Source organism: Variovorax restrictus (assembly GCF_051216715.1).
GTDB lineage: Bacteria > Pseudomonadota > Gammaproteobacteria > Burkholderiales > Burkholderiaceae_C > Variovorax.
Genome location: NZ_JBPJZH010000001.1, coordinates 1,893,609 through 1,911,095, shown reverse-complemented (window position 1 = coordinate 1,911,095; position 17,487 = coordinate 1,893,609). Strand labels below are relative to the sequence as shown.

Annotated in this window: 4 protein-coding genes; 2 read left to right on the top strand and 2 right to left on the bottom strand. The window is 70.9% G+C overall.

Annotation, left to right across the window (positions count from 1 at the left end):
• The first annotated feature begins 83 nt into the window (after positions 1 to 83).
• Both ACSFA0_RS08970 and ACSFA0_RS08965 read left to right on the top strand, forming a co-directional pair.
• Positions 84 to 659, top strand: a complete 576-nt coding sequence (locus tag ACSFA0_RS08970) for a Rossmann-fold NAD(P)-binding domain-containing protein (RefSeq protein ID WP_435449845.1) — start codon at positions 84 to 86, stop codon at positions 657 to 659.
• 156 nt (positions 660 to 815) lie between these two features.
• Positions 816 to 2,585 carry an alkaline phosphatase D family protein gene (locus ACSFA0_RS08965; RefSeq protein ID WP_435449844.1) on the top strand — a complete coding sequence of 590 codons (1,770 nt, stop codon included), beginning with the start codon at positions 816 to 818 and terminating at the stop codon, positions 2,583 to 2,585.
• A 14-nt stretch (positions 2,586 to 2,599) separates the two neighbouring features.
• Here the strand turns inward: ACSFA0_RS08965 and ACSFA0_RS08960 are convergent, their stop codons facing one another.
• Both ACSFA0_RS08960 and ACSFA0_RS08955 read right to left on the bottom strand, forming a co-directional pair.
• Positions 2,600 to 10,195 carry a prealbumin-like fold domain-containing protein gene (locus ACSFA0_RS08960; RefSeq protein ID WP_435449843.1) on the bottom strand — a complete coding sequence of 2,532 codons (7,596 nt, stop codon included), beginning with the start codon at positions 10,193 to 10,195 and terminating at the stop codon, positions 2,600 to 2,602.
• A gap of 50 nt (positions 10,196 to 10,245) precedes the next feature.
• Entirely contained in the window at positions 10,246 to 17,415 is a 7,170-nt protein-coding gene (locus ACSFA0_RS08955) for a hypothetical protein (RefSeq protein WP_435450928.1), read from the bottom strand.
• Positions 17,416 to 17,487: the final 72 nt, after the last annotated feature.

Here is a 17,487-nt window from a genome sequence, read left to right as displayed (position 1 = left end):
TGGTAACAGTGATTGACGTTTTATGTCTCAAGCGTGTCCGAAGTCGCCGAAGCGCCGAGGGCGTGCGCTGCGATGACGCCGGCTTGACCGGCGTCAAACCGGTGGCCGCCGTCGTCCGTACGCTCGCAGCCGTGACATCGCATCCACCGTCTCCCGCCCTGCGCGCCCTCGTGCTCGACACGCTGAGCGCTGCGGCGGCGAAAGAACTTCTCGACCTCGCCCGCCACCTCGAGGCGGCATCGATGGCCGGCCATCCGGCCCCGTCGCTGCTTCAAGGCAAAAACCTGGCGGTGATCCAGTCGACGAGCGGCGCCGCCGTCTCGGCGCTGCATGATGCAGCCGCCGACCTCGGCATGCGCGTGGCGCGGGTCAGCCTGGGCGAACCGCCGCCTGCGGTGGTCGAGTGCGCTCGTATCGCCCGCATGCTGGGGCGGATGTACGACGCCATCGACGTTGGAACCGTTGCGCCGGCCGCAGCAGCCCAATTGGCGGCCCACGCCGGCGTGCCGGTCTACCGAGGCCTCGCCGACGGCAGCCATCCGGCGCTGGCGCTCGCCGGGCTTCTCGCACCGCCAGATGCCGGCAAGCCACAAGACGCCAACGACGCCGACAACCAGCGGTTCATCCTGCAGGCGCTGCTGCTCACCACCATCGGCTAGGGCCGGACCGGCGCTCAGCGCGCCGCGCGACACCGGCTGACGCGGGCGTCGGTCGCCACCTACCTTCGGAAGTGAAGTTTTCACATTCAATGGCGCGCCGCTGATGCGGAACGGGTCGCACGGTGCGCCTCGCCGTAGCGGAGAAGGATTGCCTGCATGCGCCCCCACGACGACAAGAACGACGAGACTGCCCCCATGGCGCCACACGACGCGCCCGGTTCCCCCCGCTTGCCCGGCACCACGCGTCGTTCGCTGATGCGCAGTGCCGTTCTGTTCGCGATGTTCTCGGGCTCAGGCATCGGCCTCACGGCCTGCGGGGGTGGGGGTGGGGACAGTGGTGGTGACGGTGGCGGTGGCGGCAACGGCAGCCCACCCGAGAGCAGCGGTTCGGCGTTCGCGCACGGTGTGGCAAGCGGCGACCCCCTGTCCGACCGCGTGATCCTCTGGACCCGCGTGAGCGTCGCGGCACCGGGCACGCTGAACGTGGTCTGGGAGGTGTCGAGCGACGAAGCGTTCGGCATCGTCGTGGCGCGGGGCACCACCAGCACCGGTCCGGAGCGCGACTACACCGTCAAGGTCGACGCCATGGGCCTGCAGCCCGCCAGCACGTATTTCTACCGCTTCTTCATCGGCGAGGATGTCTCCGCCGTCGGGCGCACCAAGACCCTGCCGGTCGGCGGCGTGTCGCAGGCCAAGTTGGCGGTCGTGTCCTGCGCCAATTACCCGAGCGGCTACTTCAACGTCTATGCGGAGATCGCCCGCCGCACCGACATCGACGTGGTGCTTCACCTGGGCGACTACATCTACGAGTACGGCCGGCTGGGCTACGCGTCGCAACTGGCGATCGCGATCGATCGCGTGTCCAAGCCCGATCACGAAATCCTCACGCTCGAGGACTACCGCCAGCGCCATGCGCAATACCGCACGGACGGCGACCTGCGCGCCATGCACGCACGGGTGCCGATGATCGCGGTGTGGGACGACCACGACCTGGCCGACAACGCCTGGTCCGGCGGCGCTGGCAACCACGACGACGCCACCGAAGGCAGCTTCGTGGCCCGCCGCGCCGCGGCCGTCCAGGCCTACCACGAGTGGCTCCCGACACGACTGCCCGACCCCGCCACCCCGCTGAAGATCTATCGCTCCTTCGACATCGGCACGCTCGCCTCGCTGCACATGCTCGACACCCGCCTAGTCGGCCGCGAGGAGCAGCTCTCGCTCGACCAGTACCTGGCCGGGAAAGCCGCTTCGCCGGCGCGGCAGTTGCTGGGCCAGCCGCAGCTCGACTGGCTGTCGGCGCGCATGGCCGCGTCAGCAGGCACTTGGCAGGTTCTTGGCCAGCAGGTTCTGATGATGCGCATGGCGGTCCCGCTGAGCGTCGCGACCGCCATCACCGTGGAGACGCTGACGGCGTACGTGGTGGCGCAGTCGACGCCCGAAGCCGCGCGCAGCGACAGCCAGCGTGCACTGCTCGCGCAGCAGAAGGCGCCCTACAACATGGACGCATGGGACGGCTACCCGGCGGCGCGCGACGCAGTACTCGCCGCGGCGCGCAACCAGGGCAAGAACCTGATCTCGCTGGCCGGCGACACGCACAACGCGTGGGCCGGCAACCTGACCGATGCCTCCGGGCAGCGCGTCGGCGTGGAATTCGCCACCGCCTCGGTGTCGTCACCGGGCTTCGAACGCGCCCTGCCCCTGATCGCCAACGACCTGCTGTCCGATGCGTTCAAGCGCATGGTGGATGACCTGCGCTATGCGGAGACGGCGCATCGCGGCTACGCGGTGCTGACCCTGACACCGGCCGAGGCACGCTGCGAGTACGTCGAAGTGAGCACCGTGCTCAGTCGCGATTACACGGTGAAGACCGCCGCCACGCTGCGGGCCCTGCCAGGGCCCGGCAACCTGCAGGTGCTCACGGCCTGAGCGGACCGCGACCTTCAATCCACCCGGACCGTGAACAGCACGGTGCCCGATCCCGCGGGTGACAGCACACCCGTGAAATGCCAGCCCAGCGCACCCGTGCCGCCGACCGCCTGTGCCGTCGCACACGCCACCGTCGGCGCGGGCAGCGGGTTCGCCGGCGTCGTCTTCTGGCAGGCGGTCAGCGTGGCCGGCGTGCTACCGGCCTGCGCGCCGACGAAGCTGGTGTAGCTGGGCGTCGTGTCGTTCACGCTCAGCGTGCCGATGGGCGACACGCCGTTGTTCGTGTAGGTGATGCGGTACTCCAGCGTCTCGCCCGACTTCGCCTGGTTGTTGATGCCGAAGGCGCCGCCCTGCGTGACGTTGCGCACCTCCTTCTTCAGCTCGAGCACGCTGTCGGAGACGGTCGTGATGTCGTGCACCGTGTAGCTCGCGCCGAGCGCCGGGCCAGCGTTGCTGAAGTCGAAGCTGGCCTCCACGGTGGCGTTGTTGCTGTGGCCGTTCATGGCCGTGGCCGGCACGAATTCCTGCATCACCAGGCAGACGCTCTGCCCGGCCACGACCGTCACGGGCGCCGACGGCGGGTACAGCAGCGCAGCGCCCGCCTGCAGCGCCCCGGTGCACCCGACGTCGGCGAAGATCTTGCCGCTCCAGCCGGCCAGCGCCGGGGTGGCGACCTCGCCGGGAATGCCGAAGCGCACCACACCACCCGTCTGCGCCTTGAAGGTGTGGGGGTAGCTCACGGTGCTGCCCGGCAGGCCGGTCTTGGCACCGTCGGCGGCGAGGGTGTTCGGCGCCACGTCGCCGAAGTCGAGGCTCGCCGGACCGGCGCCGTTCCACGCGAAGGCGATGCGGTCGGGCGTGCCCGTGCGGGTGTAGGTGTACGCGGTGCCCGCCACCGTCGTCGTCGTGCCTGACGGCAGGGCCGTGCCGCCCGCCGACGCCCCGGTCGAGGTCCAGGCCGATGGCGTCGCGGGGTTCGTCTCTTCCACGCAGAGCGGGGCCCCCGCCACGGTGGCGAAGGGCACGGCCAGCGTGTAGCGGCCGGCGCCGTCGGTCACGGCGCTGGCGAACACCGTGGCCGCACAGTTGGTCAGTCGCACGGTGACGCCCGCGATGCCGGCTTCGCTCCCGTTGATCAGGCCGTCGTTCGCGGTGCCGGCGCCCACCCCGTTGTCGTTGAAGACCCGCCCGCCGACGCTGAAGCCGAAGCTGTTGGTGAAGGTGCAGGTGATGGCGGCGCCGGCCACCATGTTCGCCGCCGGGATGGTCAGCTGGTTGCCGACCAGGGTGCCGAAGGCGATGGTCGGCGTGGCGCTGGCGGCGTCAACGCAGCTGGCGCTCACCGGGTTGGCCGGCCAGCCGGCCGGCACCGATTCCTTGATAGAGGCCGCCAGCCCGGCGGTGCCCACCAGCGTCGTGCTGCCGCTGGCCGTGCCCGCCCCCACCACCGTGATCGTGTCCGTCGGGGCCGACAGACCGCTCAGCGCGAAGCCGAACACGTTGCTGCCCGTTCCGCCCACGGTGGTCTTGACGATCTGCACCTTGGGGTACGGCGGCGTGTAGGTGTTGGTGAAGGTGCAGACGATGTTGCTGCCCGCGGCCGTGGCAGCGGCATCCAGCACCACCTTGCGGTTCGGCAGGTCCGGCGTGGCGGTGCCGCCCGCGCCCAGCCCGGTGCAGCCGACGGCCGTCAACGCGTAGTTGGCGGGCAGCGGGTCTTCGGTGAGGGTCGTCGCCACACCCGGCACCGTCAGCGTCTGCACGGCACCGGCCACGGCCGTGCCCGCGGTCACGGTGGTGAGGCTCTGGGCCGACAGACCGTTGTCGCCGGTGAAGCCGAAGCTGCCGACGGCGCCGAGCGACACCTTGCGCGTCGTCACCGTCGCCGATGCCGTGTTGGTGAACAGGCATTGCAGCGCCTTGCCGAACTGCATACTGGCCGCGGGAATGGTGTAGGTCCGCGCGGCGGCGCCAGAGCCCAGGCCGCCGACGACCACACCGGCATCGGTACAGCTCGCGCTCGCGAGGTTCCAGCCCGGCGTGACCGCCTCGGTCAGCGTGACGGCCGTGCCGACGGCACTGGCTGTGAAGCTCTGCAGGCCCGCCGTGGCCGTGTTCCCGTCGACTTGCACCGGCGTGCCGGCCACGACCGTGGTGGCCGTACCGGTCGCCTGCGTGGTGTTGGTCAGCGCGAAGTTGAAGGTGCCCCCTGCGCCACCGAGGGTGGTCTTCGACAGCGTCACCGTCGGTGGCGCACACACGGCCGTGGTCGTGGTCTGTGCGAGAAAACCTTCGGCGCCGGGACCGCTCTTGACGTGGACCACCACGGTGTTGGTGCCGGCCTGCCAGTTGCTCGCCAACGTCGCACTCGCACCGGCACCGGCCACGAAGCCGACGTGGTAATACGGGTTGCCACCGCCTTGCGGGACTCCGGGCACCGTCTGCAGGACACCGTTGACGAAGACCTCGGCCACCGAGTTGTCGGAGTAGAAGTCCAGCTTCAGCGAGAAGCTCGACGGTGTGACCGAAGGCGCGAGGTTGAAGGTGAAGCGGTGGTACACGTCGACATCGACGGTGTGCCCCGACGCAGGGTAGTTCGAGATCCAGTTGGCGTTGCCGAAGGGCGAGTTGATCCAGGCCCCGGGCGCCTGGTTGCCGACGTAGGACCGCTGCCAACTGGGCACGCTGCCCGGCCCGCCCGTGGGCGTGCCTTCGCCGGACTCCCACACCGTGTCGCGCCCCGAGGTGAGCGGGCCGCTCGGGCCATAGCCGGTGTTGAAGACCGCGGCATTGGTGGTGCACATGATCGTCGGCGGAATCGGCGGCGGCACGATGGTCGAACCGGTGTTGGTGAAGGTACAGACCAGGGCGCTGCCCGGCGCCGTCGCGGCCGCATTGAGGCTGAGCACGCGGCCGCTGAGGGTGGCGGTCCCGCCGGCCCCCATGCCGGTGCACGACGCCGACGTGAGGGTGAAGCCGGCCGGCGGCACGGCCTCGGTGATCGTCATGGCGATGTTCGGCGCCGTGAGGGTCTGCGTCGGACCGCTGGCGGGCGTGCCCGCAACGCCTGTCGTGATGCTCTGTGCCACCACGCCGTTGCTGCCGGAAAAGTCGAACGTGCCGATCGCGTTGAGCGAGATCTTGCGGATGGTCAGCGTCGGAAGAGCACCGAACTTGTAGGGCTGCGGGCTGGGCAGGTAGCTGTTGCCCGACGCCGTGAAAGTGCCGGCCAGGGCGCTGCCGCCGAGCGTCACCGGCGTGCTGCCGTACACCGCAGCGATTGTGCTGGTCGCCGTCACCTGGCAGGTGCTGGCCGCGGTGGTGGTGCAACTCCCTGCCGCGCCGACGGCGCCGCCGTTGAACGCCACGTTGGGTGTCGCGCCGAAGCTGACGACAACGCCCGCGCCCGCCGGGTTGCCGCCGGCATCGCGGATGAAGACCTGCAGCACGTCCTGCGCCACGCCGTTGGCCAGCGCGTTGTCGGTCACGATGCGCAGGCCCGACTGCGCGGCGCTCGGCGCCCCGAGCACGAAGGTGTAGGTCACCGGGGTCGCATGGAAGGCGTCTCCGCCGGCGGTGAAGGCCCCGGTGACGGTGCCCGCCGCGATGCTCACCGCGCTGCTCTTGAGGCCGACCAGCGAGCTGGTTGCCGTGACCTGGCACCGGCCCGATGCACCGGTGGTGCAGGTGCCGGCCGCGCCCACGGCCCCGCCGTTGAAGGCCACGTTGGCCGCGGCCGCGAAGGTCACGACCGCCCCGGCGACCGGGTTCTGCGCCGCGTCGCGCACGATCGCCTCGAGCACGTCCTGCGCCGTGCCGTTGGCCAGCTGGTTGTCGGTGACGGTGCGCACGCCCGACTGCAGCAAGGCCCCGGCACCCGCCACGATGGTGGTCGACGCGTTGGCGCAGCTCACGACCGCATCCGACACGCACGCAGCGCCCGGCGCCGTGGCAGGGGTGCCGCTGCCGGCGACATGGGTGTTGGCGTGGTTGGTCAGCACCGTCCCGGCCGACGCCAGCGCCGCGGTGCTCGGCGCCGTGGTGTTGAGCGTGAAGGACCGCGTGCCGCCGACCGGGATGCCGCCGGTGATGCTCATCGTGCAGCTCAGCAGCGCGCCCGGCGCGCTAGGCAGGGTGCCGCACGCCACGGCCGTGACACCCGCACCGAGCCCGACCGAGGTCGCGACCACACCGGGCGGCAGTTGCTCGCGCACCACCACCGAGGTGCCGGTCGCGATGGCGCCGCTGTTGACCAGGCTCAGACCGTAGGCCAGCGCAGCGCCGGGAGCGACGGTGCCCGGAGCGCTTTTGGCCAGCGCGAGGATCGGCGTTGCGGTGTTGGTGAAGGTGCAGGTGATCACCGCGCCCGCGCGCATGACGCTGCCCGGCAGCGTGGCGACGTTGCCCGCCAAGGTGGCCAGATTGGTGGTGATGTTGCCGCTGGTGGCCGTGGCCGAGTCCAGGCAACTCACCGCCGCCGGGTTGGCCGGCCAGCCGGCCGGCACGCTCGACTCCGCGAGCGTCGCGTCGCTGCCGACCGTGCCGGTGTGCACCACGGCCGACGAGACCGAGGTCGCACCGGTCAGGGTGACGCTGTCGGCGGGGTTCGTCACGCCCGACAACGCGAAGCCGAAGGTGTTGCTGCCACTGCCGTTGGTGGTCGTCTTGCGGACCGTCACGCGCGGTTGCGCCAGCACCGGGGTGACCACCGTGCTCGTGCAGTTGCCGGTGCCCACACACAGCGGATCACCGCCGCCGTTGGCCGTGGCGGTATTGCTCACGCTCGGCACCGCCGTGGCGAGCGGCGTCACCGGAATGACGAAGGACGTACTGCCGGTCGTGGCCGCAAGCCCGGCCGGGACCGTGCAGCTCACGACCTGGCCTGTGGCGCTGCAGCCCGCGGGCATCGCGCCCAGCGTCAGCGTCGCCGGCACGCTGTCGGTCACGGTTGTCGCGGCCTGCGTGGCGAACACGCCGGTGTTGGTGAGCGTCAGCGTGTAGCTGGCCGGCACGCCGACGATGAAGTTCGGCGTGCTGCTCGTCTTGACGAGCTTGAGCGAGGAAACCGCCGTGTTGGTGAAGGTACAGGCGATGTCGCTGCCCACCGCCGTGGCAGCGGCGTCGAGCGTCACGGTGCGGGTCGCCAGGTTGGGCGTGGCACTGCCACCGGCGCCCAGCCCGGTGCAGGCCACGCCGGTGAGCACGAAGCCCGCGGGCGGCGCGCTTTCGACCACGTTGGTCGCGGTGGCCGCAGCGGAGAGGATCTGCGTGACACCCGTCGCGGGCGTGCCGCTGGCGACGGTGGAAACGTTGTGCGCGGCGATGCCATTGGTCCCGGAGAAGGCGAAGGTGCCCGTGCCACCGATCGACACCTTGCTGACCGTGACGGTCGGCAGTTTGGCGTTCGTGAACGTACAGACGATGTTGCTGCCCGTGGCCGTGGCGGCGGCGTCGAGCGACACACTGCCCCCCCCGGTGCCCGTGCCGGGGATGGTCGGCGTCGCCGTGCCGCCGGTGCCCAGCCCCGTACAGGCGATGCCCGTCAGCCGCCAGCCGGCCGGCGGCGCCGCTTCGGTGACGGTGGTGGCCGCGCCGATCGTCGTGAGACTCTGCTGATCGCCGCTCACCGCCACGCCGGGCGTCGCCGTGGTGACGGCGTGGCCGACGACCCCGTTGGTGCCCGTGAAGTTGAAGGTCCCGACACCACCGTTGGACACCTTGCGCACGGTCACCGCCAAACGGGTGTTCGTGAACGTGCACGCAATGGTGGCGCCGTAGCCGGTGGCTGCGGCATTGAAGGTCACACGCCGCGTGGCGAGGGCGTAGGTGGCGGTGCCGCCGGCGCTCATGCCGGTACAGCTGATGTCGGTCAGCACGAAGCCCGCCGGCGGCGCGCCCTGCTGCAGGATCGTCGACGTGCCGACGGTGGTCAGCATGCTGGGGGCGGCCGTCACACCGACACCGGGCGTCGTCGTCACCAACGACGCCGGCAGCGGTGCGGCGCCATTGCTCGACGTGAAGGCGAAGGTGCCGACACCGCCGTTGGAGACCACGGTGGTCTGCACGCTCGGGGGCAGGGCCGGTGGCGCCTGGTAGGCCACCACCAGCGTGGCCGTCTCCAGCGCGTTGACGCCGTCGTCGTTGAACGGGTCCGCGTCGTTGGGCACGGTGCACACGTGCGCGTTGCCGCCCGTCGCGGGCTGGACGCAGACCTTCGCGCCGTTCAGCACCGGATAGCTGCCCACCGCCACGCCAGCCAGCGGGGTGACCGGAATGACGAAGTCCACCTGCCCGCCGTCGGTCAGGCCGGGACCGCTGGACGCCGCCAGCGGGGTCGGGTTGATCTGGCAGGTCACCACCACCGGCGAGCCCGCCTTGGCGCAGTTCGCCGGCAGCGTGCCGGCGTCCCAGCCCGTCGGCAGGGTCAGCACGGCGGTCGCGTTGTTGGTGCCGTCCGTGGCCGCGGAGCCGAAGTTCTTGGCCGTCAGGGTGACGTTCTGGTACTGGCCGTAGGCAGTCCACGCCGACGCCGGGTTGGTCACGCGCACCTGCAGATCGGGCCGCCCGGTGATGATGTTCGTGCAGGTGTAGTCCTCGTACAGACCGAGCGTGTGCGCCGTGGCGCAGGTGCCGGTGCGCGAGTACGCGAGCGTGCTGGTGCCCGCAGGCGGCGTCAGGCCGCCGCTGTAGGCCGCGCCCGAGTAGACATAGCGCTCGTAGGTCTGCTGGTAGCGCAGCGTGTTGTTGTTGGCCAGCGAAGGGTGGAAGAGGTTGCCCGCTGCCGATGGCCGCCAGGTGGTGGTCTGGGTGCTGTCGCCCGTGGCCTGGTTCCAGGCGTAGTTGACGAAGCTGATCGTCTGCGAGACGCGGGCGTTGGGGAAGTTGCTCGACGACCCGAAGAAGCCATCGATCAGCGCACCGCCACCGGTGTCGTAGATGCCGTTGCAGGTCCGCGTCGGCGACTCGGCGCACGCCTCGATGTTGCCCGACAGCGGGCCCGGCGGCGGGGTCGCCGCATCGGTGGCCGACCCGAGCACCACCACCGCGCCGCCCAGGCTCAGGTTCAGGTTGAACCAGTCCCCCGTGATCACCGCGATGGGCCGGCAGGCGTAGTAGATGTAGGTGGGGTAATAGCCCGCCGACGCCCCGTTGAAGTAGCGGTAGGCGCCACCGACACGCGACACCATTTGGCCGGCCGGGCAATTGAACGGGCCCGACGTCGTGTGGCTGGCATCGGTCGGCCGCCCGATGAACCCGCTGGACGCGATGCCGCCGAACGCGAGGGTGGCGGCACCCGCCCCCTCCGTCACCGTGAGCGAGGCGCACTGCACGTCGTAGGCCGTCATTGCGCCGACGTAGTTGCCCGACGGATGTTCGCGCATGCCCATGCCGACGGGAAAGCCCGACGGAACGCCGGCGGAAGAGCAGCCGGTGGGGCTGCCGATGCCCGCGTTGGTGCCGATCAGGATGCCGGTGCTCACCGGCGTCGCGGGCAGCAGGACCTGCTGCGCGTGCGCGGCGAAGGGCCCTGCGAAACAGCACGCCGCCAGGAGCAGGCGTCGTGCAGCCTCACGAATCGCGAGGGAAACCGGAATGCTGAGTCGTTGCATGTTGTTGTGCTTGCGCGGTTGAATGTTTTGCCGAGGTCTGCCGTGGCCCTTCACCTCAGGTCGCGCCCGCTGACGTCGCTCGCGACCCGGCGGTTCTTGGCGTGGCCATCCGCGGTCGCGCTGGTGGCCGCCGGTTCGCGTTCGCCGAGGCCCTCGGCAGGGGCGAACGCAGCCTCCGGCTGTTGCGCCGTACCCCGCACCGCACCGGCCGGCGCGAAGCCCAGCCCGGTTTCGTCGAACTTGAAGCGCAGGCGGATGTAGGCGCCCTTGCTGGTGTATTCGTTGGCCGTGAGGTCGCGGTCGCGCAGGCCTACGACGTTGTAGCCGGCCGACACCCACAGGTCTTTCATCACCTGGTAGCCCAGCTCGATGCCCGCCGTCTTCTGCAGCGCGCCGCCCTTGCCGTAGAGCAGGCCGGCCTGCAGGCCGACGTCCCAGTCGCGGTTCAGGTCCTGCGTGTAGCGGCCCTGCAGCAGGTGCGCCCAGTAGCGGCTGGCGAGTTCGCCGTCGTCGGCGCGCGACACCTTGGCGGCGTAGCGCGCGGTGATCACGCGACCACGCTCGGGGTTGAAATTGAGGTGCGCCGAGACGATGTCGGCGCTGGTGGTGCCGGGCAGCGACGCGTTGCCGTAGTCGGCACCGAACACGCTGCCGGACGACAGCGCGCCCGCCGTGTTGCCCGCGCCGACGATGCGTTCCGACCGGTGCTCGTAGCGGGCCAGCGCGTTCCAGCGGTCGGTGTCGACCGGGCGGTAGGCCACGCCGACCTGGTGGCGCTGCAGGTGCCGCTCGTTACCGGCATTGCTGCCCTGCCCTTCGCTGTCGCTCACTACGCTGCGCGCCAGCAGGCTCCACGATGGGTCGATCTTGTAGCCGACGCCCGCGCTGAAGAGCCGCGTGTCGGCGTCGTCGCCCTTGCGGCCTTCGACGATGCCGCTGGCCTTGAGCCGGTCGTCGAGGTACTCGAGGCCGCCCGTGATGGCGGTCGACTGGCCCAGCCCGTTCGCATAGCCGTTGCCGCTGTTGGCGCGGTTGTCGTAGCCGCCCATCTGGCGCGTGTGCTCGAGGCCGCCGGTCAGCCGCACGCGGTCGCTGAGCTTCACGGTGTTGCGCACACCGGTGGCCGCCTGCGCGGCACGGCCGTCGATCGTGTCGGCCAGGCGGTACTCGTTGTACACGCGACCGCCTTCCATGTAGCTGCTCTCGATGCCCAGCACGCCGACGTTGTTCGACTGCGCGGCGTCCAGCACCTGCAGACCCGAGACCAGCTCGTAGCGCCCGTATACGCGCGTCTTGTCGCTCACCGCGACGTTGCCGCCGATGGCCAGCGCATGCCGGTCGGATGCGCGTACGTCCTGCTCGCCTTCGACGAAGACCTGCGCCTGCGGCAAGCCGGGCACGGGCGCCGACAGGCGCGCGCGCACCGTCGTCAGGCTCTCACTCTCGGCGTTGGCCGTGGCGGCCGCCCCCAGCGCGGTGACGTTGTTGGCGTTCACACTGCTGCCGAGTTGGCCGTTGTAGGTCGAGATCTGGCCGTAGTCGAAGCCCGCGCTGGTGCCCATGCCGGTGTTGCTCTGGCCATGGCGCACGCCGACCTCGCCCACCAGCCCGGCGCCGAGCTTCTTCTGGAGGCTCAGGGTGGCGCTCTGGCGGTCGCCGTCGAGCAGCGCGTCCTGGCTGTAGAGCAGCTCGCCGCGCAGCGCGGTGCTCGGGTCGACCTTGTATTCGGCGCGGGTGGCGGCCTCGGTGCGGCCGGCCGAGAAGCTGGCGCCGGGGTTGTCGAAGCCTTCGCTGGTCTTGCTGGCGAGCGCCACCACGGCGAGCTGCTCGGTCTGGTGGCGCAGCTCGGCCCGCGCGCCATGGCCACGGCCCTTTTCGTCGGATTCGGTGCGCACCACTTCGGCGGCCACGGTGGTGTTGTCGCCCAGGCGCGCCACGGCCGTCAGCGCGCCGAGCTTGCGGCGGTTCTCAGGGTTCTCGTCGGTGCTGGCCACCACGCCCAGCTGCAGCCGCTCGCCGACCTTGACCTGCACATCGGTGCCGGCCACGGTGAACTTCGGCCCGCCGCTGTCGACCTCGTAGGTGATGCGGATCGACTGCGGGTTCAGGTTGGCATCGACCGAGGCGATGGCATGGGTGAAGAGCAGGCGGCGCGTGAACGGCTCGATCGTGTAGTCGACATAGCGCGCCACCGCCGTGCGCTGCAACACGAGGTTCGGCTGGCCACGGTCGCGCACCACGATCTCGACCTGCTCGCTGTTCTCGACGAACTCGCCGCCGGCCGCGCTCAGGTAGTACGGGCCCGAGGTGCCGACCGCGCGGAACTCCTCGACCTGCTGCGTCTGCGCGGTGCGCGAGGCATAGGTGGTGGTGCGCACGTTGGCGTCTTCGTAGACATGCTTCAAGCCGGTGAGCGACCGGTTGCTCTGGCTCAGGTTGCGCACCTCGGTGCTGCTGCTGGTGGTGAAGTCGCCGTACAACAGGTAGGAGCGGTTCTTGTCGATGCGCACATACAGCTTCTGCGTGCTCTGCGCGTCGAAGCCCTTGACCGACGAATCGCCGTAGACCGGGTAGAACTCGTCGGGTCGGATGTCGCGGAACAGCCGGTCGTCGCGCGCCTTGTCGGAATCGTAGGCCGCGGTCAAGAGGTACTCGCCCTTGACCGTGCCCTTCAGGAAGAACGCGGCGCGGCCGGCGGCGCGACGGTTGTCGTGGCTGTCGGTCAAGCCGGTGAGCTCGCTTTCGAAGGCCGCGCCCGCAGGCAACGCGCCGAGCGGCACACCGCCGCGCTTGGTGAAGTCGAGCACGCCTTCGACGATGCCGACGGCCAGCATCGGGCGCATCTCGGGCAAGAGCGCGAGGCGCACTTCCTTCACGAAGGTGCCGGCGCTCACGCGGATGCGCACGTCACCCGGCTCGCCCGGTGGCAGCAGGCGGAACTCGGCCGCACCACCATCCATGAAGACCTGCGTGCCGGGCTCGGACGGGTTCAGGTCCTCGTCGAGCCAGCGGCCACGGTCGGCCTCGAGCGTGAGCTGCGTGCGCGCGGTGACCGGCACGCCGGCAGCATCGGTCAGCCGCACCTTGACCACCACTGGCGTGCGCAGGTCGGCGCGCGCCACCTTGGGCAGCGCGATGTCGATGGCGCCGAGCTTGTCGGGCGCGACCACCGTGATCTGCTGCGCGCCGCCGCGCACGTTGCCGAAGTCGTCGACGGCTTCGAGCGTGAGGCGGTTGCGGCCCGGCTGCAGCGCCACGCCGATGTATTCCCACGCGCCGATGGCCTTCGACGGCAGCTGGGTCTTCTTGCCGACGCGGCGCTCGTCCAGCGCCTGGCCGTCGACCGACAGCCGCAGCGCCACGCCCGATGCGCCCTTGACCCGCACGTTGATCGACTGGGCGGGCACCGTGTCGCCGTCCTTCAGGTCGATGAAGCCGAGCGTGTTGTCGGCCAGTTGCGGCAGCAGCGCCTCGAGCTCGATCGGGCTGGGTGCGGCCTGCGGCAGCAGCGGTGTGCTGCGCGGCGCGAGCGCGGACTGCGCCGTGGTCGGCAGGCCGTTGAGCGCGGCGAACAGGCTGCCCGCCGGCGCAGAGGGCGCGCCCGGTGATGCGGCACTGCTGCCCAGCGTGCCGCTCAAGCTGCCGGCGGCGGCACCGACGAAGCTGCTGGCGTTGGCCGCCGCCTGGGGCATGGCGATCAGCGGGGCCGAGGTGGTGGTCGTGCTGCCGATGCTCCCGCCAGCGAGCGCCTGGCCGCTGGCCGGCTGGGCCACCGAGCGGTTCACCGCGACGATGGTGTTCTGCGGGTCGAGGCGCAAGCGCACCTGGGCTTCGGCCTCGGTGTCGGGCAGGGCCGCGATGGCCGCACGGCGCGCCGCCACATCGGCCGCCACGGCGGGGTCGTCGCAGTTCGTGACGATGAAGTTGGCCTTGTGGAACTCGCCCTTCTTCAGATCGACGAAGCGGCTCTCGGGGCTGCCCGCGTTGCGGTTGTCGAGCACCTCCACCCGCGCGCCCACCGGCAGCGTGGTGGGGTCGACGCGCATGACGTGCGTGATCGGCTTGAGGCCGTAGAGGCTCCACTTGCCTTCGATGTCGGTGATGGCGTGGGTGCCGTCTTCCATGTAGAGGCGCACGCCCGGGATGCCGATTTCATCGACGCCGTCCTGCCGCCCGTCGCGCTTGCAGTCCATGTAGACCTTGCCGAACAGGAAGGCCTCGTCGGAAAACACGCCGCCGCTGACGCGCACCGTCCAGTTCGCGAGGTTCGACTGCAGCGGCCCCGCGTTGGCACGCGCGCGGTTCACGGCGTCGCCGCTGGTGGGCGCGCCGACGCCGATGCGCAGGCGGTAGCGCACCATGGCCGACTGGTCGACGCCAAGCGTCAGCGTCGGGTAGCTGAAGACCAGCTTCGGCCCGGCGCCACCCGCGGGGTTGCCGCTGGCCGCGCCGTTGAGCCGCGCGCTGTTGGCCACGTACGCGAAGCCCGGCGGCAGCTGGTCGTCGAAGCTGATGCCGGTGATCGGCATGCCGGTCTTGTTGGTCAAGGTCAGGGCGTAGTCGACGAAGTCGCCGAACTCGGCCTGCCGCTTGCTGCCGTCCTTGCGCAGCACCAGGCCGAGGATGTTGCCCGGGTCTAGCGGAATGTGGTTGTGCGTCACGTCGCAGGCGGCACCCGCGGCATCGAAGCCCGCGTTGACACGGAAGTAGTGCGTCGTCGGGTCGGCGCCCTGCGGCGGCACGGCGTTGGGCGCGATCGCACTGCAGCCCGCGAAGGTGCCGGGCGTGACCGGGATGAGCTGCGACGGGAACACGTAGCCGCTGCCCGCCGGAGGCACCACGCCGAGCGTGTAGGTGCACAGGCCCGTGACCGGCGGCGACTGCAAGTAGAACTGGTAGCTGCCGTCGGCGCCCGTGGTCATCGAAAGGCTGCCGTTGGCGTTCACCGTGTAGGCCCCCGACGTGGCGCCGTAGATGTCGGCGGCGGTCAGCGGTGTGACCGGCCCCGCGCTGCAGGCCGTGCGCGTGAGCGTGACCACCGCGCCCGCCACCGGCGCGCGCGTGACGGCGTTGTAGACCGTGCCTTGCGGGTCGGCCAGCAGCGACTGCACGCTGCTGGCGCTGGCCGCGACCAGCATGGCCGGCGTGAGGTTGATGGTGTTCTGCTCGAAGGCCGCGGCCCAGGCCTTGTTGGTGACGGCCAGCCGGGTGCCGACGGCGGCAGGCTTCTCGGTGACGCGCACGCTGAAGCGGATCTCCTCGCTCTGGCCGGGCGCGAGCGCCCGGCTGCCGTCGGTGAGGCTGAGCACGGCTTCGGTCGGCAGGTCGAAGGCGTCGGCGCTCGCCAGGGCGCCGCGGTTGCAGGACGCCCGCCCGGTGAAGCTGCCGGCCGGCTTGAGCAGGCCACTGCGCACCGTGGGGGCGGCCGAGAGCTCCCACGACGCGACCTGGCCGTCGGCCTTGTCCATGTCGAAGGTGCAGTTGAGGTTGTCGATCACACGCACGTTCGGCGCCACGCCCGCACCGGTGTTGCTCACCAGCAGCCGGTAGTCGATCTCGTAGACGCCCGGCCCCACCCGCCGCGGCAGCGAGGCGCTCTTGACCAGCGTGAGCGCCGGCAGCTGCAGCGACACCGGCGTGGGCGCGGTGTTGTTGGCGGGGTTGCCGTCGCCGTCCGGGTCGGGGTCGGCGCCGTCGACCGAATCGTCGAAGGCCACAGCCGCGCCGTCGGGCGTGAGCGCGCCCTGCGCCCGCACGCTGTTGTAGAGCGTGCCGGTGCGGCCCGCGAGGTTGACGCGCACATCGAACTGCACCGTGAGCTGCGCGCCCACCGGCAGCACCGCGCCGGGCGCGAGCAGGTTGCGCGCCGACGCCGTGCCGGTGAAGCCGCTGTTGACCACGGCCACCGTGCCGCTCGCGCCGTTGCCCTGGTCGCTCGCGATGTGCAGCGAACCGCCCACCACCGTGTACTGGTTGGCGCCCGGCACCGCGGCCGGGGTGTAGCTGCCGAACTGCGTCGCGCCCGCGCCTTCGAGCAGGTCGGCCGCCTGCACGCCGTAGAGCCACACCGCGCCGTAGTTGCGCACGTTCACGCTGAAGCGCACGGTGGCCGTGCCGTCGAGTTGGCCGTCGGCACCGCGGTTGACCTTGGGCGCCGACGCCGACTTGGCCACGCCGATGCGGCTCTGGGTCGTGCTGATGACGACGGTGTTCGAGGACGACACCGCCGGCCCCGTGCCGTCGCCGTAGTAGCTCTGCGCGGTGTTGCGGATGTCGCCGCTCTGGTCGGCCTTGACCTGCACCGCGAACTGCATCGCGATCGAGGCGTTGCGCACCACGGCCGTCGGCACGCCGATGGCGACTTCGACGGCCGCCGCGTCGTCGGTCGTGCGGTAGCTGAAGGGCGCATCGCCCGGCAGGCGGAACAGGCGCACCGCGCCGGCGGCCGTGCTCTGCAGCGTGCCCACCAGGTACTGCGTGCCGGCCGGCACGGCGTCGCGCACCAGCACCAGGGCGGTCGGCACGCCGTTCACCAGCACCGGCGTGCCCGCGGGCGCGGCCGTGTTGCCCGGCACCGCATCGCGCGCGCCGATGTTGGTGCCGGTCACGGCGAAGTCGATGCGCGTCTGGCCCGGCACCACATGGCCCGGGTAGCTCGCCGACTTCACGATGGCGATGACGGCCACGTCACCGACCGTGACGGTGTCGCGGTTGCTCGCCTGACGGTTCTGCAGCGCGGTGGTCGCACCGAGCGCGACGCAGGCGCTGCCGGTGGCGGTCGCCGGGATGGTGCCCTGCACCAGCAGCGACGCGGTCTCGCCCGGCTGCAGCGCCAGCGCACCGGCGGTGCCCAGCGGCAGCACCGGGTCGGCGGCATCGACCACGCCGTTGTTGTTGAGGTCGCGCACCAGACGCAGCGCCGACAGGTCGAGCGTGTCGGACGCGCAGCCGCTGCCGTCGTTCGCGAAGGCAAAGGTGTAGGTCGACGGCACGTTGCCGGTGTTGGTCAGCAGGTGGTTGAGCGTGACCACCGTGGCCGGCGGCCGGTTGACCGACTGGTCTTGCGTGAGCACCAGCGCCTCGACCGGCAGCACGTTGGCGACGACGCCGTTCGAATTCGCGGTCTCGGTCTGCGTGAAGCCGGCGGGCACGTAGGTGGCCTTCGCCACGTTGCGGATGACGGTGCCGCCCGGTGCCGGCGCAGCCATGGCCGGGCCCATGCCGAACAGCGCCGCCAGGCCGAGCACCAGCACGGCGCCGATGCGATGACGCCATGGCAGCTTGCGCAGGCG

Bases quoted from the DNA above. Each gene is read 5' to 3' on its own strand.
- ACSFA0_RS08965 (WP_435449844.1), top strand. From the start codon at position 816: ATGCGCCCCCACGACGACAAGAACGACGAGACTGCCCCCATGGCGCCA.
- ACSFA0_RS08960 (WP_435449843.1), bottom strand. From the start codon at position 10,195: ATGCAACGACTCAGCATTCCGGTTTCCCTCGCGATTCGTGAGGCTGCA.
- ACSFA0_RS08955 (WP_435450928.1), bottom strand. From the start codon at position 17,415: ATGGGCCCGGCCATGGCTGCGCCGGCACCGGGCGGCACCGTCATCCGC.